The 23900-nt window shown below is 39.7% G+C and carries 27 protein-coding genes and 2 pseudogenes; 19 read left to right on the top strand and 10 right to left on the bottom strand.

Annotated elements, in window-relative coordinates:
• Positions 1-987: 987 nt before the first annotated feature.
• A complete protein-coding gene (locus D1092_RS07385; RefSeq protein ID WP_120121153.1) occupies positions 988-1326 on the top strand; it encodes an ElaB/YgaM/YqjD family protein in 339 nt (112 codons plus the stop codon).
• Positions 1327-1329: 3 nt separating this feature from the next.
• Positions 1330-1782: a phage holin family protein gene (locus D1092_RS07390; RefSeq protein WP_120121156.1), complete on the top strand. Its 453-nt coding sequence runs from the start codon at positions 1330-1332 to the stop codon at positions 1780-1782.
• A gap of 34 nt (positions 1783-1816) precedes the next feature.
• Here the strand turns inward: D1092_RS07390 and D1092_RS09920 are convergent, their stop codons facing one another.
• The 3 genes and pseudogenes from D1092_RS09920 to D1092_RS07400 all read right to left on the bottom strand — a co-directional run bounded on the left by D1092_RS09920 (position 1817) and on the right by D1092_RS07400 (position 3567).
• Complete coding sequence (locus D1092_RS09920) at positions 1817-2173, bottom strand: hypothetical protein (protein WP_241440176.1); 357 nt, start codon at positions 2171-2173, stop codon at positions 1817-1819.
• 294 nt (positions 2174-2467) lie between these two features.
• Positions 2468-2662 (bottom strand): helix-turn-helix domain-containing protein, encoded by a 195-nt coding sequence (locus D1092_RS09925; protein WP_241440178.1) that lies wholly within the window; start codon positions 2660-2662, stop codon positions 2468-2470.
• A 172-nt stretch (positions 2663-2834) separates the two neighbouring features.
• Positions 2835-3567, bottom strand: a pseudogene (locus D1092_RS07400) (nuclease).
• Between the two features lie 149 nt (positions 3568-3716).
• Here D1092_RS07400 and D1092_RS07405 point away from each other — a divergent pair.
• From D1092_RS07405 to virB11, 17 genes and pseudogenes are all read left to right on the top strand, one after another.
• Positions 3717-4065: pseudogene (locus tag D1092_RS07405) on the top strand (TrbC/VirB2 family protein).
• A gap of 28 nt (positions 4066-4093) precedes the next feature.
• Complete coding sequence (locus D1092_RS07410; protein ID WP_120121158.1) at positions 4094-4420, top strand: VirB3 family type IV secretion system protein; 327 nt, start codon at positions 4094-4096, stop codon at positions 4418-4420.
• Positions 4417-6777, top strand: a complete 2361-nt coding sequence (locus D1092_RS07415; RefSeq protein ID WP_120121160.1) for a VirB4 family type IV secretion/conjugal transfer ATPase — start codon at positions 4417-4419, stop codon at positions 6775-6777. Before D1092_RS07410 ends, D1092_RS07415 begins: the two co-directional genes overlap by 4 nt.
• Positions 6774-7529 (top strand): TrbJ/VirB5 family protein, encoded by a 756-nt coding sequence (locus D1092_RS07420; protein WP_120121162.1) that lies wholly within the window; start codon positions 6774-6776, stop codon positions 7527-7529. The genes D1092_RS07415 and D1092_RS07420 overlap by 4 nt, the downstream gene beginning before the upstream one ends.
• Positions 7530-7554: 25 nt before the next feature.
• Positions 7555-7845 (top strand): EexN family lipoprotein, encoded by a 291-nt coding sequence (locus D1092_RS07425; protein ID WP_120121164.1) that lies wholly within the window; start codon positions 7555-7557, stop codon positions 7843-7845.
• A 137-nt stretch (positions 7846-7982) separates the two neighbouring features.
• Positions 7983-8363, top strand: coding sequence for an EexN family lipoprotein (locus D1092_RS07430; RefSeq protein WP_120121166.1), 381 nt, complete (start codon positions 7983-7985; stop codon positions 8361-8363).
• 36 nt (positions 8364-8399) lie between these two features.
• A complete protein-coding gene (locus D1092_RS07435; protein WP_120121168.1) occupies positions 8400-8594 on the top strand; it encodes a hypothetical protein in 195 nt (64 codons plus the stop codon).
• A 59-nt stretch (positions 8595-8653) separates the two neighbouring features.
• Positions 8654-9037, top strand: coding sequence for an EexN family lipoprotein (locus tag D1092_RS07440; RefSeq protein WP_120121171.1), 384 nt, complete (start codon positions 8654-8656; stop codon positions 9035-9037).
• A 280-nt stretch (positions 9038-9317) separates the two neighbouring features.
• The gene (locus D1092_RS07450; protein ID WP_120121175.1) at positions 9318-9722 is read left to right on the top strand and encodes an EexN family lipoprotein; all 405 of its coding nucleotides are present in this window, start codon (positions 9318-9320) and stop codon (positions 9720-9722) included.
• Between the two features lie 290 nt (positions 9723-10012).
• On the top strand, positions 10013-10432 hold the full coding sequence (locus D1092_RS07460) for an EexN family lipoprotein (protein WP_120121180.1): 420 nt from the start codon (positions 10013-10015) through the stop codon (positions 10430-10432).
• A gap of 290 nt (positions 10433-10722) precedes the next feature.
• On the top strand, positions 10723-11106 hold the full coding sequence (locus D1092_RS07470) for an EexN family lipoprotein (protein ID WP_120121185.1): 384 nt from the start codon (positions 10723-10725) through the stop codon (positions 11104-11106).
• Positions 11107-11153: 47 nt separating this feature from the next.
• Entirely contained in the window at positions 11154-12050 is an 897-nt protein-coding gene (locus D1092_RS07475; RefSeq protein ID WP_120121187.1) for a TrbL/VirB6 family protein, read from the top strand.
• A 6-nt stretch (positions 12051-12056) separates the two neighbouring features.
• Positions 12057-12347 (top strand): type IV secretion protein VblB7, encoded by a 291-nt coding sequence (locus tag D1092_RS07480; RefSeq protein WP_120121189.1) that lies wholly within the window; start codon positions 12057-12059, stop codon positions 12345-12347.
• Positions 12344-13015, top strand: coding sequence for a VirB8 family type IV secretion system protein (locus tag D1092_RS07485; protein ID WP_120121191.1), 672 nt, complete (start codon positions 12344-12346; stop codon positions 13013-13015). Before D1092_RS07480 ends, D1092_RS07485 begins: the two co-directional genes overlap by 4 nt.
• A gap of 2 nt (positions 13016-13017) precedes the next feature.
• Positions 13018-13869, top strand: a complete 852-nt coding sequence (gene virB9 / locus D1092_RS07490; RefSeq protein ID WP_120121192.1) for a P-type conjugative transfer protein VirB9 — start codon at positions 13018-13020, stop codon at positions 13867-13869.
• 29 nt (positions 13870-13898) lie between these two features.
• The gene (gene virB10, locus D1092_RS07495) at positions 13899-15080 is read left to right on the top strand and encodes a type IV secretion system protein VirB10 (protein ID WP_120121194.1); all 1182 of its coding nucleotides are present in this window, start codon (positions 13899-13901) and stop codon (positions 15078-15080) included.
• Positions 15081-15127: 47 nt separating this feature from the next.
• The gene (gene virB11, locus D1092_RS07500) at positions 15128-16180 is read left to right on the top strand and encodes a P-type DNA transfer ATPase VirB11 (protein WP_120121196.1); all 1053 of its coding nucleotides are present in this window, start codon (positions 15128-15130) and stop codon (positions 16178-16180) included.
• Between the two features lie 106 nt (positions 16181-16286).
• On the opposite strand, the gene D1092_RS07505 is transcribed toward virB11, so the two are convergent.
• The 7 genes from D1092_RS07505 to ftsH form a co-directional block, all read right to left on the bottom strand.
• The gene (locus D1092_RS07505; RefSeq protein ID WP_241436031.1) at positions 16287-16508 is read right to left on the bottom strand and encodes a helix-turn-helix domain-containing protein; all 222 of its coding nucleotides are present in this window, start codon (positions 16506-16508) and stop codon (positions 16287-16289) included.
• Between the two features lie 450 nt (positions 16509-16958).
• Complete coding sequence (locus tag D1092_RS09930) at positions 16959-17069, bottom strand: type II toxin-antitoxin system RelB/DinJ family antitoxin (protein WP_241436032.1); 111 nt, start codon at positions 17067-17069, stop codon at positions 16959-16961.
• Between the two features lie 170 nt (positions 17070-17239).
• Positions 17240-18763, bottom strand: coding sequence for a type II toxin-antitoxin system protein adenylyltransferase VbhT (gene vbhT, locus D1092_RS07520; RefSeq protein ID WP_120121198.1), 1524 nt, complete (start codon positions 18761-18763; stop codon positions 17240-17242).
• Positions 18750-18938 carry an antitoxin VbhA family protein gene (locus D1092_RS07525; protein WP_120121200.1) on the bottom strand — a complete coding sequence of 63 codons (189 nt, stop codon included), beginning with the start codon at positions 18936-18938 and terminating at the stop codon, positions 18750-18752. Before D1092_RS07525 ends, vbhT begins: the two co-directional genes overlap by 14 nt.
• A 195-nt stretch (positions 18939-19133) precedes the next feature.
• Positions 19134-19382, bottom strand: coding sequence for a HigA family addiction module antitoxin (locus D1092_RS07530; RefSeq protein WP_120121202.1), 249 nt, complete (start codon positions 19380-19382; stop codon positions 19134-19136).
• A 397-nt stretch (positions 19383-19779) separates the two neighbouring features.
• On the bottom strand, positions 19780-21150 hold the full coding sequence (gene glmM, locus D1092_RS07540) for a phosphoglucosamine mutase (protein ID WP_120121203.1): 1371 nt from the start codon (positions 21148-21150) through the stop codon (positions 19780-19782).
• A 557-nt stretch (positions 21151-21707) separates the two neighbouring features.
• Positions 21708-23879 (bottom strand): ATP-dependent zinc metalloprotease FtsH, encoded by a 2172-nt coding sequence (gene ftsH / locus D1092_RS07545; RefSeq protein WP_120121205.1) that lies wholly within the window; start codon positions 23877-23879, stop codon positions 21708-21710.
• Positions 23880-23900: the final 21 nt, after the last annotated feature.

The following is a 23900-nucleotide window of genomic DNA, read 5'->3' on the forward strand; positions in this document are numbered from 1 at the left end:
ACTCTTCCACACTGCCACTCCCCTTCAACGTCACTTTCGCATTTCTTAAGAAAGAAAACTTGATAAATCAAGTATAGTTTTATTCCCTAAATTTTCTTTTACCCTAGCCAGATCACTCAAGAAATTTTTTTATACCTCTTCACAAGTTTATCTTAACTCAAGTCGCTTTACTGCGTAAATTTGTCAAAATGATAGACTTGTAAGAAATATCCCATACAATGTTTCAATATGTAAAAACAATGCATCATTTTTCTACTTACAATACATTGACTTATAAGAATAATTTATCATCATTGTTGTTGAATAAGCCCCTCATATCGCAAGCTTATCTCAATTCAACCGCTCTTGAATAAACCCAACAAAATATTTTCCATCATAGAATAATTTGTACGGGATAAACAGAAAAGATAGAAACACTTGAAGAAAACAATCTTCTCCTTTAAAAAAATGCTCTAAAATCCTCTTCTCACTATTAAAAAAAATCGCATTCTTTTAAAGAAGCAAAAAGGATCATGGAGATATACTTTAAGCCTTCAAAGACATAAAAGAAAAGAGCAGGCAATATTATCTTCTCTCCTCTGTTTCAAATCTGTTTCAAAAGACTTAAAACTAGCGTGATTTCTCACGCAAAATTTCTCCTGGAAAATCGTCATACGCCTATTTTTTATCTGTCCCCAATCCTAAAAGAACCAATCTCAACGTATCTCTTTAAAAAAGTTACACCACGAGAAGCTAAAAAATGGTGCACAATTCCTTGAAAGGCATAAAAACAATTTCACCACAGGAGATGCTTTATAGAACAAGAGCTCCTCTTACAAGCTGAGTAATCGATGAGATTTATTTTATCAAAAACAATTTTAAATTGCACAAAATAAAAGGAACCAAAAAAAACTTTTGGCGTTACCCCAGCAGTAACAATTTTCACTCCAATGCAAATGATTACAATGAACACACCAACAAAACTATACAAGAGAAGGAAAGACCATCATGGACAATAATAAAAACACAAAAAAAAATAAAACCACCGCAGAAAAAGACCCACAAAACGAGCTCCAAGGACAGCTTGAAACGTTACGTCATGAAATTTCAGGGATGACCTCAACACTAACAGATCTTGGTACAAAAAAATTCAATGCGGCCAAAGACAAAGCGGAAAAACTGTATCACTCAGCAAAAGAAAGTGGTGAAGACATCATGGCTCAAGCAAAAGACAAAATCAGTGATCTTGAACAAACCATGAATCAATGTGTTCGTAAAAATCCTGGCAAAAGCGTTTTGTTTGCAGCAGGCGTTGGTTTTATTCTTTCTCAGTTACTGCGTCGTTAAGCAATGCATAAGTTTATCGCTCCTCTTTTAAACCATCTTGTCGGTGGAGGGCTAAAAAGCACTGTCAAACAAGTGCGCCTTCAAGCAATTTGCTGTGGGTTTATTGGCATTTCATTATTTATGGCTTTGCTTTTTTTATGTATCATTGGGTTTCTTGCGTTATGTACTGTTATGAAGCCACTTTTTGCCGCCAGTATCATGTTTTTAATTTGGCTTTTTCTTGCAGGATTAGCGTTTATAATCAACAGGATTCTGAAAGTTTATCAACGCTATGAGCAACAAAAAAAGACCGAAGAACAACGCCACACACTAATGACAGATGCGACTATTTCCAGCCTTTCGGTTCTCAGTCAACATCTTCCTTTTGCCAAATTGAGTGTACCCATTCTCGGACTAGCAACGTATTTTCTGTGGAAAAAAGATAAAAAAGACCGCTTTTTAGATGAAAATATGTAAAGCTGTAATCCTATCCCCCCCGAAGTGCTTTCTTTTACCATACAAAGAAAGCACTTTTTTGCTTTTTAGCTTCTTCCACAGCATGAGAAGAAATCCTCTTCATCTTAGCTAAAAACGCCATAGCCCCGATTAAATCTCTTTCAGATTGCAGCCCATGTTTCATAAACATAACAACATTAGGTAATGCTTCAGTTAAAAATTCTGATTTGAAGTGATTTATTATTTTTTTAAGGAAAATATTTTCAGTTTTGCTTTTGTCTATTTTTTCATAAGCCTTTTTATTACAATTACAAATATGATTAGGGGTTGTATATTCTATGTGCATTTCATCAACGAAATGCCTGTATTTCGTTTTTAATGTTTTTTCCTTAAAAATCTCTCTAAAATCCACTAAAAAAGACCTATTGCTTTGTGCAATTTTTCTACCGAAGCTTTGGCCGGCCGACCAATGATCTGAATAATTTTTTGCATTCTAGAAAAAAGCAATGATATAAATAGTGTAGCTTCAATTAATGCAAAAGAAGGTCTAATTTGCCGGACCAAACCTTTAAAGCATTTTAAAGCTTCTTCATGCTTTTTATGGACGTCCCATATCTCGTCTGTTTTTTTCTTAAGTTCATGATATCGCGCAACCAGAATACATCAAATCAATCCCACAAGCTGCTATAATTCCATGATCACAGCTTCATATTGGATAGCATTTAAAGTTAGCAGAGTCCCGCATGACAATGAAACCGCCCTCATAAAGGCGTAAAAGCAATATAATAACGTGTCCTTCACTACGGCCAATGTCTTTACCAAGACAGTGATTACTTTTAAAAACGATAGGAACGCCACCTTTTTCAAATGAAGATATAAGAGCCGTATTCAATAAAGCCAAGAGAAGTTTACCTTCTGTCTCTCGTATAAAACCAGCCCTCTCTAATTTTTAGCCAATCCAATGAGTTTTCCTATGGAGGCTTTTAGTTAACTTTTAGCTGTTAAGGTTCGCTGTGACATATTATCTTCATTTTTGAATAGCACTGAAAATGCTTGATCAATTATGATCAAAATCAATTATGATCAATGGGATTATAGCTTCCATGATCTCTTCGCCAATCTTCTGGTTGTTGAAATTTGCTCGACCACAAGCCATTTTTTTCTTTTTGAGCGATCAATTGTAAATTTTTATAGTCTGCGGGGGATGGAAAACTATGCTGATCTTTTGTCAAAACCATCAACCCTTCTGCAAGCCCCAAGCGTGCCAGATCAACGCCATCCACAAAACATTGAGCATAATGAACTTGTCGAACGACACGGGCTTGCCGACAGGTAACATTCTTATCGATTGTTTTTGAGACAAGCCACGCCGTGACAAAAGCCCCACAGGGCCACTTAACACCATTGCGGGTAGCAAATTGCCTCGTTTCACAGGTTTCCACACCATAGAGGCGGATATCACGGACGATCCTTTTTCTCCACCCCTCATCTGTTGGTGTGATCATTTTAAAGGTCACACCACTTGTGACCTGAATAGCACCTGAATAAACGGGGACATTTTCTTCATAAAATTCTGTTGATAATGATTCTAAAGACAAAGGCATTTCTTGTTTATGATCATGATTACGTACGGTTAAATTTGGTTCTTGAGACTGTTTTTCCACGACCTTTTTTATGTTTTGCACAACAGGGCTTTGCATAAAATCTTCAGAGTTTTGACGAAAATAAAAAACAGCCGAAAGAATAAAAAAAAATAAAAATCAGATATTTAAATGCTGATCGAGAAGTTTTTTTAAAAAATATCATTTTGTATATTATAAAATAATTTTGTTTATTTTACTCTAAAAAATAAAATACTATAAATGAAACAGTAGAATTTTTTATTTATTTCCGTTATACATTACAGTAAATTAATGTTAAGCAATTTTTAATTTTTAATAAGCGGGGAAATTTTCATGAAAAACATGAATAATTCGTTCAATCGTGAACACACCTTACAAAAATCAATTTTATCCAACACTCAAAAGAAATGGCTAAACCACAGCATTGATGCTTTTTATTGCTTTCCTTGCACTCAGTGAGCCAGCATTTGCAGACGGCTTCGGAAAAGTTGAAGATGCCCTTCAAAAAATAGTTGACGCTTTAAAAGGACCTATTGCAACATCAATTGCCACCATTGCGGTTGCGGGTATTGGGCTTGCCTGGATTGCTGGTTATGTTGAAATGCGTAAGGCATTTTTTGTTTGCGTTGGTATCGGCATTGTTATGGGTGCAGCGCAAATCGTATCCATGCTTAAAGCTTAATTAACGTGCTCTAGCCTTTTCAAAAATCATGAAGGAGCGTGAGAAGTTAACGGAGGATACGTTATTTCTTGCTTGCACGCGCCCTGCAATGATTGCAGGCGTGACGGTGGAGGCTATGGGATTAAATGCGATAGGATCGATGATATTGTTTATTATGGCAGGCAATATTTTTCTTTTAACCATTGGTGTTGCCATCCATTTCATATTCAAAGAAATCCTAAAGCATGACCATAATAAATTTCGTATTCTTCTGACATGGCAAAAGACAACTATTTTTGCCAGAAATTCTAGTCTATGGGGTGGGGGAAGTATTTCTCCATTACGATTAATTCGTAATTATGAGGAATTAAAATGAAAACAGCCGAGCGCAAACGTGAAAAGCAGCCAGAGGCGATCATTCCTTATGTTCGCCATGTTAACAAGCATATTATAGCGCTGGATTCAAGGGCACTGATGAGTGTTATTGCCCTTGAAGGCATTAACTTTGAGACAGCAGATATCATTGATCTGAATGTACTTCACGAACAGCTCAATAATCTGTTTAAGAACATTGCGGATGAACGGATTGCGCTTTATAGCCATATTATCCGAAAGCGTGAAACTGTTTATCCGGATGGGACTTTTCGCTCAGCCTTTGCCAAGCAATTAGATGATAAATACCGTGAGCGAATGGTTTCTCAGGAGCTTTATCGCAATGATCTTTATCTTTCGATTTTGTGGAATCCACACGTTGATAAGACAGATAAATTATTAGAATTTTTCAAACGTTTAGGCAAAGCCAAGCAAGAAAAGACAGAAGTTGATGAAGAATCCGTTCGCAAGCTTGAAGATATTACGACAGATGTTATTCAAAATTTAGAGCGTTATGGCGCAAGAAGATTAAGTCTTTATGAGCATGAAGGTAGCATTTATTCGCAGCAAAGTGAGTTTATTCACCAACTGGTAGGCGGGCGTCGTGAACGCATACCCCTCACATGGGGGACGATAGCGTCGACTGTTTATTCAGACCGTCTGATTTTTGGGAAAGAGGTCATAGAAATACGCACTGAGGCGGGACAGCGTTTTGCGGGTATGTTTGGTTGGAAAGAGTATCCAGCCAAAACCAGAATAGGCATGGCGGATGGTCTTTTAACACTTCCCTTTGAGTTTATTTTTACGCAATCTTTTGTTTTTAAGAGCAAAAATGTTGCCAAGCAGATTATGGGTCGCAAACAAAACCAGATGGTCAATGCCGGAGATCGTGCGGGCTCACAAATCATGGAGCTAGATGATGCGCTTGATGATCTTGAATCGAATCGTTTTGTTTTAGGGGAGCATCATTTATCGTTAGCGGTTTTTGCCGATGAGCCCCAAGAGTTAGCGGATAATCTTGCCAAAGCGCGTTCTCGTCTCACCGATGGTGGTGCTGTTATTGCGCGGGAGGATTTAGGGTTAGCGGCGGCGTGGTGGGCACAATTGCCTGGCAATTATGTCTATCGCACCCGCTCTGGCGCGATAACCAGCCGCAATTATGCAGCGCTTTCACCTTTTCATTCTTTTCCGGTTGGCAAAATAGATGGCAATGTATGGGGACCAGCGGTAGCCTTGATGAAGACATCTGCTGGTTCACCGTTTTATTTTAACTTTCACTTTGGTGATTTAGGCAATACCTTTGTCTGTGGTCCGTCAGGTTCTGGTAAAACGGTTATTGTTAATTTTTTACTAGCGCAACTTCAAAAGCATGATCCCAATATGGTCTTTTTTGATAAGGATCGTGGAGCAGAGCTTTTTGTCAGAGCGGGTGGCGGCACATATATGCCTTTGAAAAATGGTAAGCCGACGGGGATAGCACCCTTAAAAGGTTTAGATTATAGCAATCCAGCAGACAGGGTTTTTTTACGGCAATGGATTACCAAGCTTGTTTCTGCTGAGGGTCAAAAGATCAGTGAAGCGGAAAGGCAAGATATTGCTTCTGCGGTTGACCAACTTGCTCTATTGCCTAAGGAGCAACGGACCATATCGGCCTTACAAATGTTTTTTGACACCACGCACAGGGAGGGTATAGCGGGGCGTTTAGAGAGATGGTGTAAAGGCAATGCCTTGGGGTGGGTATTTGACAATCCTGATGATGACATAGGGATTGATGCCAAATTTATTGGTTATGATATGACGGATTTTTTGGACAATGACGAAATTCGTCCACCATTAATGATGTATCTCTTTCATAGGATTCTGTCTCTGATTGACGGGCGTCGTATTATCATTGTCATTGATGAGTTTTGGAAAGCGCTAGAGGATGATTCCTTTAAAGCCTTTGCGCAAGACAGGTTAAAGACCATTCGGAAGCAAAATGGTTTGATGTTGTTTGCCACGCAATCACCCAAAGATGCGATTAATTCGACGATAGCTCACACCATTATAGAGCAATGTCCCACTCAGATTTATTTTCCCAATCAAAAGGGCAATCATTCAGATTATGTAGAGGGTTTTAAATTATCCGACAGGGAGTTTAACCTAATACAAGCAGAGTTAAGCCGGGAGTCACGGCGTTTTCTCATCAAGCAGGGGCAAAGTTCTGTTGTAGCAGAACTGAATTTACGGGGCTTTGATGATGAAATAGCCATTTTAAGCGGCACCACGAAAAACATTGAACTTCTCGAAACGATTATGGAAGAAGTGGGTGCCTCTCCAGAAAAATGGCTTCCCATTTTCCAAGAAAGGTCAAAACAATGAAAAAACTTTTATGGGCAACAGCCTTCTGTGCAATTTCTTTAAGCTTAAAAACAAATGCTTTAGCAGCTATGCCTACATTCGATCTAAAATCTTATCTGCAAGGAGGGAAACAACTTCAGAAATTGGAAAAACAAATTCAACAAGGCACACAACAGCTTAAGAACTTAGAAGATCAACTTAATCAAATGAAACAACTCTATAGCTCCTTAAATGCCAAGCCTGACATTTCGGCATTGAAGGAAATGTTTAACAAGCAAGGGAGCAATGGCGCTCTGCCTTCTGACTTTAACCACTTTCAACAATCGATGGGCAGCGGCGGCGGCGGCGGCGGCGGCGGAAGCACCAGCAAAAACGCACAAAAATGGGAAGAAGAGCTTAAATATAAAGAGCCCTCAGGCGGTGCAGGATCAAAAGAAGCGGTAGATGCTTTTTACGCAGAGGAAGTCAAAAAAGCCGAACAACGTGTAGTCGGACAAGCCGCCACAGGCCAAGATGTCTACGAAGAAGCCAGTGAAACACAAAAAGAAATTAACAAGCTTCTCGATAAACTTGGGAACACTGAAAAGGCTGGTGAAATTCAAGGCATTCAAGCAAAACTAGAAGCAATACAAGCAAAACTGCAAACACAAGTTCTCCAAATGCAAGCCGCCGCGATGATTCAACAAGCAGAAGAAAAAGCGGCAGAAAGACGTGAAATGGAAGAGTTTAAAGCACGATATAAAGCTTTAGCCCAAAAACTGCGTGGTCAATAAAGGGTAAAAAAAGAGGGGCTTGAACATGAACAAGATCATCATAACAACATTGCTACTTTGCACAGGGCTCATCGCTGCTGGATGTGAAAAAACCTACAGCGTAGAAGATTTTAGAAAAGATGAAAAATTACGCGCAGAATGGGCAGCTAGATGTGATGGAGCAGGAGATTCGACAAACTGCCAAAATGTACGAATAGTAATACATGAAGATATGCGAAAAGACTTTCGTGAGTTTCGTAATCGTCTTTTCGGAAATAAAAATAAGCAAAAAACAAAAGAACAATCTGAAAAAGAACAAGACAAAGGCAATAACTAAATCAGTAGAAACATTTATGTCAACATTATGTCACTGCCCTAGATTTATCATCACTGGTTATAAAAACCGATAACCGAGCATAATGTAAAAATTGTGCTCAAACCTTGTAAAACTGAAAGGAAAAAGGGGAAATATTGATGAACAAAGTTCTCATAACAACATTGTTGCTTTGCACAGGAATTATCGCTGCTGGCTGTGAAAAAACCTATAGCGTCGCAGAATTTAAAAAAGATGAAAAATTACGCCTAGAGTGGGATGCGAAATGTGGATTTGCAGGAACTTCAAAGAATTGTGAAAACATGCGGTTAGCATTTTTAGAACTTCAAAAAGAATATGAAGCAAAAGCAGCAGAAAGAAGTCGTAAAATTGACGAAGAAAATCGCAAATCAATGGAAAAATTGAAAGCTGAACAAGACGCTTGGATTGAAAAAATGAGAGCTAAACGAGAAGCAAGAGAACATGCGGAAGAAGAACGAAGAGCAAAAGAGCGCGCGGCAAAAGAACAAAATAACCATTAAACTATAAAAATATAAAATGAAAAGGGGAGCATCTAAATGGCAATAGAAACCAAAGGCATATTTTCTTATATCGACAATATGTTAATGGAGCCCATTACAGAGCTAACGGATAACATCTATTGCACTTTAGATGCTCAACTTAAAGAGCTGTACACACTTTATACTTCATTTATGGCAACATTATGTCACTGCCCTAGATTTATCATCACTGGTTATAAAACTAGAGCCTAGCATAATGTAAAAATTGTGCTCAAACCTTGTAAAACTGAAAGGAAAAAGGGGAAATATTGATGAATAAAGTTCTCATAACAACATTGCTATTTTGCACTGGAATTATCGCTGCTGGCTGTGAAAAAACCTATAGCGTCGCAGAATTTAAAAAAGATGAAAAATTATTTGATGAATGGGTCACGAGATGTGGAGGGGTAGGAACTTCAAAAAATTGTGAAAACCTAAGAGTAGCAGGCGCTGAACTTGAGAAAGAACGTCGGGCAAAAATTGACGAACATAATCGCAAAATAGATGAAGAGTTAAAAGCTAAACGAAAAGCCTGGATTGAAAAAATTGAAGCTGATACTAATAGATTACGAGCTGAGCGAGAAGCAAAAGAGCGCGCCGCAGAGGAACGAAGAGCAAAAGAGCGCGCGGCAGAAGAACAACAGAATAATAATTAAGACATAATGAAGAGCGGAGCATCTAAATGGCAGTAGAAAGCAAAGGCATATTTTCTTATATCGATAATATGTTGATGGACCCCCTTACGGAGGTAACGGATAACATCTATTGCACTTTAGCTGCTCAACTTAAAGAGCTGTACACACTTTATACTTCATTTATGGCAACATTATGTCACTGCCCTAGATTTATCATCACTGGTTATAAAACTAGAGCCTAGCATAATGTAAAAATTGTGCTCAAACCTTGTAAAACTGAAAGGAAAAAGGGGAAATATTGATGAATAAAGTTCTCATAACAACATTGCTACTTTGCACGGGACTTATCGCTGCTGGCTGTGAAAAAACCTATAGCGTCGCAGAATTTAAAAAAGATAAAAAATTGATGGAAGAGTGGGATGCTAAATGTGGATTTGCAGGAACTTCAAAAAATTGTGAAAACATGCGGTTAGCATTTTTAGAACTTGAAAAGGAATATAAAGCACAAGCAGAAGAAAGAGCACGTAAAGATGATGAAAAGTTTCAAAAAATGATTAGAGATTCCAAAGCTAAAATGAAAGCTGATCTTGAAAAAATGGAAGCTGAAAATCAAAAATTCCGCGCTGAACAAGAAGCAAAACGACGTGCTGAAGAGGAACGAAGAGCAAAAGAGCGCGCGGCAGAAGAAAAACAAAATAACAATTAAATTATAAAAATAAACAATGAAGAGTGGAGCATCTCAATGGCAGTAGAAACCAAAGGCATATTTTCTTATATCGACAATATGTTAACGCCACCCCGTACAGAGCTAACGGATAACATCTATTGCACTTTAGATGCTCAACTTAAAGAGCTGTACACACTTTATACTTCATTTATGGCAACATTATGTCACTGCCCTAGATTTATCATCACTGGTTATAAAACTAGAGCCTAGCATAATGTAAAAATTGTGCTCAAACCTTGTAAAACTGAAAGGAAAAAGGGGAAATATTGATGAATAAAGTTCTCATAACAACATTGCTATTTTGCACTGGAATTATCGCTGCTGGCTGTGAAAAAACCTATAGCGTCGCAGAATTTAAAAAAGATAAAAATTTACGCCTAGAGTGGGATGCTAAATGTGGATTTGCAGGAACTTCAAAAAATTGTGAAAACATGCGGTTAGCATTTTTAGAACTTGAAAAGGAATATAAAGCACAAGCAGAAGAAAGAAGTCGTAAAGCAGCAGAGAAGTGGAGAAAAAGTATGGATGAACTTATGGCTAAAGAAAAAGCTAGACATGAAAAATGGGAAGCTGAATTTGAAGCAAAACAACGAGCTAAAGCTGAAAAAGAAGCGAAAGAAAAAGCAAAAGAACAAGCCGAACGAGAAGCAGAAGAGCGCGCGGCAAAAGAACAACAAAATAACAATTAAACTATAAAAAAACACGATGAAGAGCGGAGCATCTCAATGGCAGTAGAAACCAAAGGCATATTTTCTTATATCGACAATATGTTAATGGAGCCCATTACAGAGCTAACGGATAACATCTATTGCACTTTAGATGCTCAACTTAAAGAGCTGTACACACTTTATACTTCATTTATGGCAACATTATGTCACTGCCCTAGATTTATCATCACTGGTTATAAAACTAGAGCCTAGCATAATGTAAAAATTGTGCTCAAACCTTGTAAAACTGAAAGGAAAAAGGGGAAATATTGATGAATAAAGTTCTCATAACAACATTGCTACTTTGCACGGGACTTATCGCTGCTGGCTGTGAAAAAACCTATAGCGTCGCAGAATTTAAAAAAGATAAAAAATTGATGGAAGAGTGGAATGCTAAATGTGGATTTGCAGGAACCGCAAAAAATTGTGAAAACTTAAGGTTAGCGCAACTTGAACTTCAAAAGGAATATGAAGCAAAAGCGGAAGAAAGAGCGCGTGAACGCGAAGAAGAATATCGCAAAGAAATGGAAGAATATGACGCAAAAATAAAAGCTGAACATGAAAAATGGAAAGTTGATTTTGAAAAAAGAAAAGCTGAACAAGAAGCAAAAGAGCGCGCTAAAAGAGAAGCGGAGCGGAAACAGGATAATAATTGACAGCAGAATTAATCATATTGGGAAAAATTTGATAGAATGGACGTGCAATGACATTCGACAAAATAATTTACTTTACCAGAGCAGAAGATATATTAACCAAGCCTATTATGAAAATAATGAATGAAACCATTAGCAACCTTTCATTGGCTTTAAGTGGTCCACTTAGACTATCTTGCACCATTTACATTATATTTATAGGGTACAATATCATCTATGGGCGTTCTTCCATGCCATTGTGGGACTTTATAGCAACAATTTTCAAACTTGGCATCATTGTTGCACTCGCCACAAACGCTGCTCTTTATAATGAGTGGGTCGGGGATTTATTTTTCAATAGCCTGCCGAATGCCATTGCACAGGCCACACAAGGGACAATACACTCAGATAAAAATGTATGGGATGATCTGTTAAATAAAGCTGTTTCACATATTCTTGATGAAGCAAAAAAAGCTTCATGGCTTGCACTAGGGACGTATCTTGTTACATGGACTCATGCTTTATTGTGTTATACAATTGCGCTTATTTTTTGCCTCATTGGTTTTTACGTCACAATGTTTGCTAAGCTGGGGTTGTTTCTTGTCCTATCAGTAGGACCAGTCTTTATAAGCCTCTATATGTTTTCCTCAACCAGAAGATTTACAGAAGCATGGTTAGGGCAAGTAGCAAATTTCGTCATTTTGCAGGTATTAGTCGCGCTGCTTGGGGGTATGTATGTCGAACTTGCAATGAACGTCTTTACAAAAGACATTAAAGATTTTGTGTTAGCCTATGGCGAATTCTTTGTGGTTGGCATTGGGGGTATTTTTCTTTTCTTCAACTTACCTGGCATGGCATCCGCTTTAGCCTCTGGGGGAGCCTCCCTTACAGGCTCAGGAGGAGCTAAAACAATAACGGGTGGCGTAAAAAAATTAGCATCACTATTAAAAAAAATACCAAAGGTCTAAATTAAAATGCGGGAATTAAAAAAAATTGGGGTTATTTTATCACTCATCCTCTTGAATGGCTGTATGTCTTCATCACACACGCTGAAGTCACTTCCAAAGTGTGATGGATATTCTAAACGTCCACTCAACCGCTCCATGTGGAATTGGGAAGGGAAAAAACCCACACCCACCCCCATCATCATCAGTAACAACACCACCCCCTCACCCTTAAAAGAGGGAAAGCTGGAAATGCTTCTGGCACAAAAGCTAACGGATGAAGAAATGAAATCCTATAAAAATTGCGGGCAAAAAGCATGAAAAAAAAAGACGTAGAACAATACATTGCTGAAGCGCGCTCCTTTGATCAAGATCGCATGCTCGCCGCACGCCGCACCACCCGCGCCTCCCTCACGATTGCCGCGATAGCCGTTATCGTCGCACTCATGTCATCCTTTGCGGTCATCACCCTCACACCACTTAAAACCGTGGAGCCTTTTGTCATCCGTGTGGACAATTCAACCGGCATCACAGAAGTGGTGGAAGCCTTAAAAGAAGCACCCACCAATGTGGATGAAGCCATCACACGCTATTTTGCCGCAAAATATGTCCGCTCCCGTGAAGGCTTTGCCACAGAAGAAATACAAAACAACTTTAAAACGGTCTCTCTCCTCTCTTCCACTGAAGAACAGGAAAGATTTGCCAGCTGGTATGGCGCAAGAAATCCACAAAGCCCACAAATTCTCTACAAACATGCCACCGTTACAATAACGATAAAATCAATCTCCTTTATCAATCAAGATGTTGCTCAAGTGCGCTATTACAGAACAATCCATGATAATGAAAACAACAAAGAACTCATCACCCACTGGGTTGCAACGCTCACCTTCGAATATATTAACGCCCCCATCTCTGTCCAAAACCGCCTGATAAATCCTCTTGGGTTTATTGTTAAAGAATATAGAACTGATCCGGAAGTGGTCAACTGATCATGACAAAAAAAATCCTTTTTCTTTTCCTAAGCATCCTCGTCCTTTCTCCTACACCTTGGAGCAACGCCAGTGTTTTTCCCACCCGCGCGCCCCATGATAGCCGCATTCGCTTCATCAATTATGATGCTTATAATGTCACAAAAATTATTGGCTCTATCCGCTCTTCCGTTCAGATAGAGTTTTCTCCCAATGAAGAAATTGCGCATGTCGCCATTGGCAACAGCGTTGCATGGGAAGTCGCCCCCGCTGGTAATATTCTCTTCCTCAAAGCGCGCGAAGTCCAACCTATCACCAATCTCCAAGTCGTCACCACAAAGCTTGATGGCTCAAAACGCTCCTATCAATTTGAACTGATCATCAAAGATGGGGAAATTTCCTCTGGACATGAAACCTATTTCCTTGTGAAATTTCACTATCCCCAAGAAGAAGCAGAACAAAGAAGACTTGCCGCCCTTCTGCGACAAGAAAAAAAACAAGCCAGGCAAATTGATAATGTCTTCAACGCTTATGAAACCTACGGACCACGCAATTGGGCTTACACCGCACAAGGCTCAAGCAACCTTGAACCCTCCTCTGTGTACGACAATGGAAAAACCACAACATTCACTTTCCCTGACAACCAAGAAATCCCTGCCATTTACATCGTGAGCAGTGATGGAACAGAATCGCTGGTTCCCAAAACCACAAGAGGCAACATGGTTATTGTCCATGCCATTAGCGCACGCTTCACCCTAAGACAGGGAAGAAATGTCCTATGCATCTTTAACGAAGCCTATCAACCAAAAGGCATCAATCCAGACACCGGAACAACCTCACCATCTGTTGAACGTAAAATTGCATCAGATCTTTAAATAAAGCGGGAATTAAAGGGGACCAACACATGAGTGATAAAACCACTATCAGCGATCGAGGATCCATTAGCGATAAACGCAACAATACCTCACAAAGCCTTGGCAAAAAAATAGTTGTCGCAATCGCCTGTATAGGAATCTGCGCCTATGTGGTCTGGAACATCTTATCCTCCCCCGAAAAAGAAAAAGACACTGCAAAACCTCATAAAAAACAAGAACAAAGCTTTCGCAACACCCTCGCGCCTTTAGAGATCCTCCCCTCCACCCCGCGTGCAAAAATGGCGCCCATAACCCTTCCACCCCCACAACCACTCGCACCAGCCCCCAAAAAAGATGACCCCTTACTTGATGCCGCAAGACGCGCCCCTGTCTTAGCTTTTGCTAAAGGCTCTAAATCTGAATTAAAAGATGTCGTCAACAATGCTTTCAACCCTCTTGAGAAGTTGAATGCCCTTGAAAATCTCTCTCAGATGCAAAATTCTCCTGCCGCTCAAAACACACAAAATTTTGCAACCCTGTTAAAACCCACCACATCAGAAGAAACAAAAGCAAAACTCATCGGCAATAGAAACTTTATCATCGCCATGGGAACCTCTATCCCCTGTATCTTAGAAACCGCCTTAAACAGTGACCAACCAGGCTTTGCCAGCTGCATTATTAACCGCGATATCCTCTCTGACAATGGACGCGTTGTTTTACTTGATAAAGGAACCCAAGTGGTTGGCGAATATCGCGGAGGCATCAAACAAGGGCAATCCCGTCTCTTCGTCCTCTGGACCAGAGCAAAAACCCCAAACGGCATCATCATCCCCCTTGCCTCACCCGCAACCGACAGTTTAGGACGAGCCGGCTTTGATGGCAACATCAACACCCATTGGTGGGAACGCTTTGGCTCTTCCCTTTTACTCACCGTTATTGATAGCGCCACAACCACCCTCACCAATAGAATGCAAAACAATAATAAAGCAGGTGCAAACAACGCTGGAGGTGGTGGTTTTGAAGGCGCAAACAACATGGGAAAAGATGCAGCAAGTATCGCTCTTGAAAACCAAATCAACATCCCCCCTACCTTAGAAAAATTCCAAGGGGAACTGGTCAATATTTTCGTTGCAAGAGATCTCGACTTTTCCTCTGTCTATAAACTAAAGCTCACCCATAAAAGGAACAACGCTTACTCCCGCTCAACCCCGGGCTATTCCTTTTTTCATTAGTCACGCCACAGTCAATAAAAATGTATAAGAGTATATAAAGTCATAGTATGGCCACAGCAAAAAATATAGAACGAGCCTCCATCGTTTTAACAAAATTGAAAATCTTAGATGATTTTCTCAATAATGAAAATTTATTCGAAATTGTCGTCAATCGTCCCGGTGAAGTGATTGTTGAGGGTCCAAACGGTTGGCAAACCCACACCCTTGAAGAACTAACCTACAGCGAGCTAGAAGGTATTGCAAAAGTTGTTGCTGCCTACACAACACAAAAAATCAGTGTAGAAAACCCTGTTCTCTCCGCAACACTCCCCAATAATGAACGCATACAAATTGTCATGCCCCCTGCTGTTGCCCCCAATACTATCAGCATGACAATTCGCAAACCCTCATCACGCACTTTTTCCCTTGAAAGTTTACACGAAAACCAACTGTTTTCTGTGGCAAGAAATGTCACTTTCACCCCCCTTGAACAAATGAAAAAGCGCGCCAATGAACTCTCCGACACAGAAAAAGAACTAACAGACCTCTTCATCGCTAAAGATTTTTGTAAATTTTTAGAACGCGCCGTTATCACCCAACAAAACATCTTAATATCTGGCAAAACCGGCTCTGGAAAAACCACCCTCTCCAAAGCTTTAATTGAAAAAATCCCTGACGATGAACGCATTCTCACCATTGAAGACACACCAGAACTGGTTGTTCCCCATTCAAACAAAGTCCAACTTTTCTATTCAAAAGATAACCAAGGCTTAGCAAAAGCTGGCGCAAAAGAACTCCTTGAATCGGGACTGCGCATGCGCCCCGACAGAATCCTTCTACAAGAGCTGCGTGATGGCACAGCCTTTTACTATATCCGCAATGTCAACTCTGGTCACCCAGGCTCCATCACCACCGTCCACGCCTCCACAGCCCTTGCCGCCTTTGAACAAATGACCCTCCTTGTCAAAGAAAGTGACGGGGGTGGTAATTTAGCAAGAGAAGATATCCGCGGCTTATTAATTTCCATGATAGACGTCATCATCCAATGCAAACGCCTTGAAGGTAAATTTCGTGTCACAGAAATTTACTACGACCCCTTCAAACGTCGAGACGCTTTTTAAAAAAAACGACACCACCCTTCTTAAGCCAATAGAGATTTTTTAAGAGTACAATTGATCGCTTCTGGTTCATTTTCAATGATTGAAAACAACAAACGAGAAGAAGTATCTATCGTCCCTGTTTCCAATCACGAATGCGACCTACAGAAAAACCAAAACGTTCCGCAAATTGAGCCTGTGTCAACCCAATATTTTTTCTGATTTTTTTGACATCAACATTTGCAGGAATATGGATAGCAAATTTGCTGACATCCGCTTCACCTTTAGCATAGGCAAGAGCTTCACGAGCACCCTGTAATATACGAGAACCAGCTCTACTTGTCTTATCCATTATTTTTCCTTTCGATATTCATCAAGAAGCGCAGTTAAAATTTTCTCCCATGCATTCCTCTCTGATTTTGTCAAATTTCCTTGAGATGATTTAATATCTTCGCTCAACACCAGAAGATTTTGACCACCAAAATTTGACTACCAAAAAAGGTAATAACCCTATATCCCCCACTTTTACCCTTATGTTTTGCTGGAAATCTAACTTTCCTTGGCTTCTTCCCTCATACCTTGTATAAGACCACCAACATCTAAATGAGCAGCAATAAAAGAAACAATATTAAATCATTCTTCAGACAATACACCTTCTTCTTTTATAGAAGTAAAATAAGCTGTCCTTTCACTCACCGTTTACATATATTATTCAACATAAAGTATCCCCACCAATGATCAAAAAGCTCAAATATCCAAATGACAAAACAAACCTTACCTATCTTTAGCTATATATATCTTCTCATCTTTCACTTTTCTTGAAAGTCCGTTCCGTATGAAGAATATACATCTCAAACGGTAATCCCTTTTCATTGACAACTTTTGTCAAAGCAATCCGAATAAAATCAGACACCGTAAATCCTAGACTTGCTAATATTTCATGGGGCTTGCTTTTTTAAACGTCTTATCTACGCGTGCACGTACAACATCTTTTTTCTTCACTCATATTAAACCTCCTTTGGATGACCTCTCTTTTGTCATATGGCTTAATAGGGCTACAAACATAAGGCTTTATCTCCTGCCTTACCGTATCACATCTTTCGACCTTTCACGCGCTATCGCATTAATTTTCTCTTGTATATGCTTCTGTTGCAAAAATTTAATAGCCGTTTGAAACTCTTTTATATGTTCTTTATCATGAGACTGTTGTTTTGGGATCACTTTTGATAAATCAAAATCTTGCTTATGAATAGCATCCTTTCCAAAACGCTTATCTAAAGCACTTTGCAGCTTTGAAAATTCCTTATTAACATGCTCTGGTATCTTCGAATAATCATTACGACCAGCCTCAACATTTTTCATATAAGTCACTGCTTCTTGTGAAAGTGACGGGACCTCTACTTTTAATTGTTCACGCTCTCGTGTAACCCTATCCATATGGATCTCGTAAGAATTCTTATAAAAGGATTGAAGCTCTCTCATGGTAGAAACAGCAAGAGGAACATTGTAAAGCGCTTCTTTACGCTCTTTTCCTATCGCCTTTAATTTATCGATTAAACGATCTGACCCACGCAATTCACCAGCCTTCTCTGGAGACTTGGCTAAAATGTCAGGGAGTTTATCGCCTTTCCCCGTTAAAATTGTTCGCTCAATCTTGAGTGCGGCCGCTTGCGGATCTTTATAAATAGATGCTAAGCGACTGTTTAACTCTTTAAACATATTAACATAAGATTTTTCATTTCTAAGAGCGCTTAGCACCTTTTGTTCTAGATTAAAGTTATCTGTATAAGCCGCAAGGTATAGAGCTTGTTCTGTTAACTTTGAAGCAACATTCAAATCTTTTTGTGGTTGTTCTATTTCAAGCTCTTCTTTTTGAAGTTTAGAAAAATTTGTCTTTTCTTTATCCAAAATGGTTATAATTTGTTCCTTTTGTCCTTCGTATAATTCTTTATTAATCTCAATATAAGAGAAAATTTTCTCCCCAAGATGGGTAACATCATCTCTTTCATTTTCTGTAAATTTGATAAGGTTCTTATGGATGAGTACAGACAAATGTTCAGACTTCCCAAAATGTGCCGCAATAGATGCCTCTATCATTTCTTGTTTCTCGATCCCCTTCCAGCTGATATGATAACCAGCTTCACGAGCAAGTTGCCCCATAAATTCACGCAACGTGCGCCCATTTCCCTCTCGAAATGGATGCAACGCATTTATTTCACCCATGTAATATCCAGCCCTTTGGCTAAATTCATCCATATTAAGACCACGCAGATACTGTTCTTTTGCAAGCTGTTGCGTAATCTTCGGGGCATAACTTTCAATCTGATGATAACTCGCAAACATACTATTGCCTTTGGCAATATCCACTAAACGAACCTCTCCCGCCCATTCATATATGTCACCAAACAGCTTTCTATGGATCTCTTTCATGTAGCTGAGATCAAACTTACCACGAATAGCAGCAAGCATAAGTTCAAAAGACCTTACATAAGCGAAAGTAGATTCTACACGATCCAATGTGGCTTTGTCTTTAATACCAAACCGATTATATAGTACACCAGTTTTAGGATCAGTATAAGGATCACCACTCCCTTTATACTTCTCCACGTTTTACCCGCTCCATATAATCTCTAATTACGTCACTTGTTTCAAGTTCTCCAATAATAACACGCTCCATTTGCTCAACGACTTTTGGATCGGGTTCCAATCCCTCTAACCGTTGGCTTGCTAATGCATTTTTAGCAGCAAAGCGACGTCGTTTAATTTCGTCTTCACTCAACATATAAAATCCTCCCTTTTCTTATATTCATTATAGCTCAAGTGTGTTACAAGCATAAGGTTTTATTCCTTGCCTTACCGCATCACATCTTTTGATTTTATACGCACGACTGGCGTTGTTTTGCTCTTCTCAATATCTCTGTTGCAAAAATTTAATAGCCGTTTGAAACTCTTTTATATGTTCTTTATCATGAAACTGTTATTTAAGAATTGCTTTTGATAAATCATAATTTGTTTGCAGTGCGAGCCAAGCTCGTGCTGTGCTGACACCAGCCATTTCAAGCCTAATAGCAAGATGAGCCCTAAGAGCGGCTTTTCCATTTAAAACTCTAGAAAGGGCTTTTCGAGATATACCAAGCCACTCTGCGGCTTCATTAATCGATAAACCAAGTTCTTTGATCACATCTTCACGCAATAATTCACCAGGATGTGGTGGATTTTTCATCATTTTTTAGCACTCCTTAGTGATAATCACGATAATCAACTAATTCAACATCTATGCCATCAAAGTGAAATATTACACAACAATTTCCATTGATAATCATTGACCCAGCATCTTTGCGATCACCTTTTAGCAGATGTAATCAAAAGGACGCATAACTTTAAATCTTTTGGCAAAACATCTCCCCACCTATAGCAATATAGACGGTTCTAATCCTTTTAGTCGCATCAGTAATATTATAGAAGGCTTCAATCCTTTTATATTTAAATCCTAAAATCATAAATTAAGAGAATGTGTAACACGACAAGATACAAAAAATATTGATTATTTTTTATATCACATGGCTTTTTTTATTTTATAAACATTAGAATGATCATGAAAAAAATTGATTATTCTCATCACCTTATCTTTCAAGTGCCGTACTCACACGTGTATCATGCTGAGTGATCACATCCATCAACTCTGTCACAACCGTATCCAACACCTCTCGTGCATCTCCTTCGGCCATAAGGCGGATAACCGGCTCAGTTCCAGAAGCACGGATCACCAATCGTGCCTCTTTTCCCAACTGATTTTTTGCTTGATCAATAGCCGTTTTGACGGGGGTTTTTTTCAAAACATTTTTATTTTTAATCGTTACATTTTTTAAAATTTGCGGAACAGGTTCAAACCGTTTACACAATTGGCTCATAGGGCTTTGACTTTCCTTCATACAAGCTAAAATCTGCAAGGCTGCCACCAACCCATCACCCGTTGTCCCAAAGTCACTGAGCACAATATGCCCAGAAGCCTCACCTCCAACATTATATCCCTTTTGACGCATGGCATCGACAACATAACGATCTCCAACTTTTGTTCTGATCAAGTCTAACCCTTTGGCATTCAAAAACCGCTCCAGTCCCAAATTGGACATAATCGTTGTAACAACCCCATTGCACCGTAACCGTCCCATTTTATGCCAATTTTCAGCAATCACAGCAATCAACTGATCCCCATTAACCGCTTGTGCTTTTTCATCAACAATGAGGACACGATCGCCATCTCCATCAAGAGCAATCCCTACATCAGCACGCACTTCATGCACTTTGCGTTTTAAAGAGCTTAAATCGGTTGAACCACATTTTTGATTAATATTGGTCCCATTGGGCTCATCATGAATAGCAAAAACCTCAGCCCCCAACTCCCATAAAGCACGAGGAGCCGCTTTATAAGCAGCGCCATTAGCACAATCCACAACAATACGCACCGCATCTAAGCGAACATCACGAGGCAAAGTTCGTTTGGCATATTCAATATACCGATAAATATCTCCCTCAACCCGTTTTGCATAACCAATTTCGGCAGAACTTGCTAAAGATTTTGAAAGATCTGTATCAATCAATTGTTCAATTCTTGCTTCCATATCATCTGAAAGCTTAAAACCATCAGGACCAAAAAGTTTAATGCCATTATCATAAAAAGGATTATGAGAAGCAGAAATCATCACACCAAGATCCGCGCGCAAAGAGCGGCAAAGCATTGCAACAGCAGGTGTTGGCACTGGCCCCAATAAAAAAACTTCCATCCCCGCAGCAGTCAGTCCTGAAACCAAAGCATTTTCCAACATATAGCCAGATAATCGGGTATCCTTACCAATCACCACACGACGCGATTGATGTTGTGAACGGAATAAAACCCCTACAGCCATCCCTACCTTCATGGCAAAATCAGGCGTCATGGGAAATGAATTGGCTTTTCCCCGAATTCCATCTGTCCCAAAATATTTTTGCACCACGCTTCGTTCCTTTATCCTTCTTCCCTTGGCTTTTCTTTAAAATGCTAATAGCCCCCTTGGGTACAATAGCCCTCTACTCTATACCCCTCACTCTGTAAATGATACATACCATTGGACTTTCCCCTCATCTTTTTAGATCATCAAAAACCCTTTCACTATTGACACATCTAAACGACGCCCAACTAATAATGTTTCTCCTCTGCACACATAAAGCAATATTATTTGCTAAACAAGCTTTACACATCCCTTGAATACACCCAAAGGATAGTCTCACATCCTGCCAAACCCGCAAGTCAACTCATCATCAAACCTCGCAACCCTCAGTGCAAAGCCGCAAAGCACCCCTATCGCCTCACCTTTGCACCTTGAGCAAGACCTGCAAGAGAATAGACCACTTTATCCCTGCTAACGCTGTCATAATAAACGGATTTGCTTAATTTTTTGCTTCCATGTTTTGGCAAACATTACGTCAAGGGCGCAAAGCTTTGCTCGCGCCCTTTTCAAAAAATTTAGCAGTTTTCCCAAAACATAGTCACTCAAGTATTCTTAAAGGATTCTTATTTTCCTTTATCAGATTCCGAAGGTTTTGACTTCTTTTCAACGCTGTTTTTACTTTGAGAGTGATTGACTGTTTTTGTAGGACCTTTTGCGTTTTGTTCTTTTTTCTCAGCTTCACCCGATTGCACTTTTTTAGACTCAGTATCCTTGGACTTAGTATCACTGGATTTTGCTATTTTCTTTCCAACAGCGCCTTCTGCCTTACCGTCGTCCTTACCTTTAACGACTTCTGTTTTATGGAGCACTGTTTTAGGTGCTGTTTTAGCATCTTTTTCATCGTCCACAGAGGTCTCTACCTTTACTGTTCCAGTTTTGGGAACAGAAGAAGTCCGCGGTACAGCGCTCTCATCTTTCTGCGTGCGTGAAGGAGGCTTACCTGCAATGACTTCGTTAATCTCAGCACCCGTTAAAGTTTCATATTCCAATAAGCCTTGAGCGAGCGCAAACCATTCTTTTCTTTTTGTTTTCAAAATATTAGTTGCACTTTTATAAGCATCATCAATAAGCTTACGCACTTCCATATCAATCATGCGTGCTGTTTCTTCAGAGACATTTTGTGTTCGGGCAACAGAATGCCCTAAAAAGACCTCATCTTGGTTATCGCCATAAGCGACATTTCCAAGCAGATCAGAGAATCCCCACCGTGTTATCATGGCACGTGCTAATTTCGTTGCTTGCTCAATATCAGAAGAAGCCCCCGAGGTAATATTTTCCTTTCCAAATTTCAATTCTTCAGCCACACGTCCACCCATCATGATGGCTAAACGAGAAATCATCCATCGATAACTCATGGAATAGCGATCGCCTTCCGGTAATTGCATCACCATTCCCAAAGCCCTTCCCCTTGGAACGATTGTTGCTTTGTGGACAGGGTCAGCAACCGGAACATTGAGAGCCACAATAGCATGCCCTGCTTCGTGATAAGCCGTGAGTTCTTTTTCTTCTTGTGTCATAGCGGTTGAACGACGTTCAGCCCCCATCATCACCTTATCTTTTGCATCTTCGAATTCTTGCATTGTCACAACTCTTTTATTGCGGCTCGCAGCCATAAGAGCAGCTTCATTGACAAGATTCATGAGGTCCGCACCGGAAAACCCTGGTGTTCCTCTTGCCAAAACTTTCAAATCAACATTCGGTGCTAAAGGGACATTGCGCACATGCACTTTCAAGATTTGCTCACGTCCAGAAACATCTGGATTTGGCACCACGACTTGTCGGTCAAAACGCCCTGGTCTCAATAAGGCAGGATCCAGCACATCAGGGCGGTTTGTTGCAGCAATCAGAATAATACTCTCATTAGGCTCAAACCCATCCATTTCGACAAGCAACTGATTTAAGGTCTGCTCGCGCTCATCGTTTCCCCCACCCAATCCAGCACCCCGATGGCGTCCAACAGCATCGATTTCATCGATAAAGATAATACAAGGTGCATTTTTTTTAGCCTGTTCGAACATATCCCGCACACGGCTTGCCCCAACACCTACAAACATTTCAACAAAATCAGACCCTGAAATGGTAAAGAATGGTACATTAGCTTCACCTGCCACCGAGCGCGCTAATAGCGTTTTACCGGTTCCTGGAGGACCAACAAGCAAAACACCGCGAGGGATACGCCCTCCTAAGCGTTGAAATTTTTGTGGTTCGCGTAAAAATTCAACAATTTCTTGCAAATCTTGTTTTGCTTCTTCAACGCCAGCAACATCCTTAAAGGTAACACGTCCTTGCGCTTCATTAAGCAACTTCGCCTTTGATTTTCCAAACCCCATTGCTCCGCGAGATCCATTTTGCATTTGTCGCATAAAAAAGACCCATGCCCCAACAATAATAATAACAGGCAACAAAGAAAACAGGAGATTAAGGAAGATACTATTTCCAGAACTTTCAGGAATAGCTTTAACATTGACGTTTTTGCTTTCCAATTTTTGTATCAAACCAGGATCACGTGGTGCAAAAGTTGAAACAGTTCTCTGTTCGACAGTTTGTCCTGTTAATTTTTGACCTTGAATGGTCACCGATTTCAGTTCATTATTCTCAACTTTTTGTAAAAACTCAGAATAGGAGACTTCTCCACCACCAGAACGTTGACTATCTCCATTGAAGAGAGAAAACGATATAATCAAAATCAAGGCAATAACTCCCCAAATGAGGAGAGAGCGGTAATTGGAATTCATATTCAGCCCACTTAATCAAAT

It is taken from the genome of Bartonella krasnovii (assembly GCF_003606345.3).
Classification (GTDB): Bacteria; Pseudomonadota; Alphaproteobacteria; order Rhizobiales; family Rhizobiaceae; genus Bartonella; species Bartonella krasnovii.

What these genes read in the sequence shown, in the direction of transcription:
- D1092_RS07385 (WP_120121153.1), top strand. Translation starts at nt 988, where the DNA reads ATGGACAATAATAAAAACACAAAAAAAAATAAAACCACCGCAGAAAAA.
- D1092_RS07390 (WP_120121156.1), top strand. Translation starts at nt 1,330, where the DNA reads ATGCATAAGTTTATCGCTCCTCTTTTAAACCATCTTGTCGGTGGAGGG.
- D1092_RS07410 (WP_120121158.1), top strand. Translation starts at nt 4,094, where the DNA reads ATGAAGGAGCGTGAGAAGTTAACGGAGGATACGTTATTTCTTGCTTGC.
- D1092_RS07415 (WP_120121160.1), top strand. Translation starts at nt 4,417, where the DNA reads ATGAAAACAGCCGAGCGCAAACGTGAAAAGCAGCCAGAGGCGATCATT.
- D1092_RS07420 (WP_120121162.1), top strand. Translation starts at nt 6,774, where the DNA reads ATGAAAAAACTTTTATGGGCAACAGCCTTCTGTGCAATTTCTTTAAGC.
- D1092_RS07425 (WP_120121164.1), top strand. Translation starts at nt 7,555, where the DNA reads ATGAACAAGATCATCATAACAACATTGCTACTTTGCACAGGGCTCATC.
- D1092_RS07430 (WP_120121166.1), top strand. Translation starts at nt 7,983, where the DNA reads ATGAACAAAGTTCTCATAACAACATTGTTGCTTTGCACAGGAATTATC.
- D1092_RS07435 (WP_120121168.1), top strand. Translation starts at nt 8,400, where the DNA reads ATGGCAATAGAAACCAAAGGCATATTTTCTTATATCGACAATATGTTA.
- D1092_RS07440 (WP_120121171.1), top strand. Translation starts at nt 8,654, where the DNA reads ATGAATAAAGTTCTCATAACAACATTGCTATTTTGCACTGGAATTATC.
- D1092_RS07450 (WP_120121175.1), top strand. Translation starts at nt 9,318, where the DNA reads ATGAATAAAGTTCTCATAACAACATTGCTACTTTGCACGGGACTTATC.
- D1092_RS07460 (WP_120121180.1), top strand. Translation starts at nt 10,013, where the DNA reads ATGAATAAAGTTCTCATAACAACATTGCTATTTTGCACTGGAATTATC.
- D1092_RS07470 (WP_120121185.1), top strand. Translation starts at nt 10,723, where the DNA reads ATGAATAAAGTTCTCATAACAACATTGCTACTTTGCACGGGACTTATC.
- D1092_RS07475 (WP_120121187.1), top strand. Translation starts at nt 11,154, where the DNA reads ATGACATTCGACAAAATAATTTACTTTACCAGAGCAGAAGATATATTA.
- D1092_RS07480 (WP_120121189.1), top strand. Translation starts at nt 12,057, where the DNA reads ATGCGGGAATTAAAAAAAATTGGGGTTATTTTATCACTCATCCTCTTG.
- D1092_RS07485 (WP_120121191.1), top strand. Translation starts at nt 12,344, where the DNA reads ATGAAAAAAAAAGACGTAGAACAATACATTGCTGAAGCGCGCTCCTTT.
- virB9 (WP_120121192.1), top strand. Translation starts at nt 13,018, where the DNA reads ATGACAAAAAAAATCCTTTTTCTTTTCCTAAGCATCCTCGTCCTTTCT.
- virB10 (WP_120121194.1), top strand. Translation starts at nt 13,899, where the DNA reads ATGAGTGATAAAACCACTATCAGCGATCGAGGATCCATTAGCGATAAA.
- virB11 (WP_120121196.1), top strand. Translation starts at nt 15,128, where the DNA reads ATGGCCACAGCAAAAAATATAGAACGAGCCTCCATCGTTTTAACAAAA.
- D1092_RS07505 (WP_241436031.1), bottom strand. Translation starts at nt 16,508, where the DNA reads ATGGATAAGACAAGTAGAGCTGGTTCTCGTATATTACAGGGTGCTCGT.
- D1092_RS07525 (WP_120121200.1), bottom strand. Translation starts at nt 18,938, where the DNA reads ATGTTGAGTGAAGACGAAATTAAACGACGTCGCTTTGCTGCTAAAAAT.
- D1092_RS07530 (WP_120121202.1), bottom strand. Translation starts at nt 19,382, where the DNA reads ATGATGAAAAATCCACCACATCCTGGTGAATTATTGCGTGAAGATGTG.
- ftsH (WP_120121205.1), bottom strand. Translation starts at nt 23,879, where the DNA reads ATGAATTCCAATTACCGCTCTCTCCTCATTTGGGGAGTTATTGCCTTG.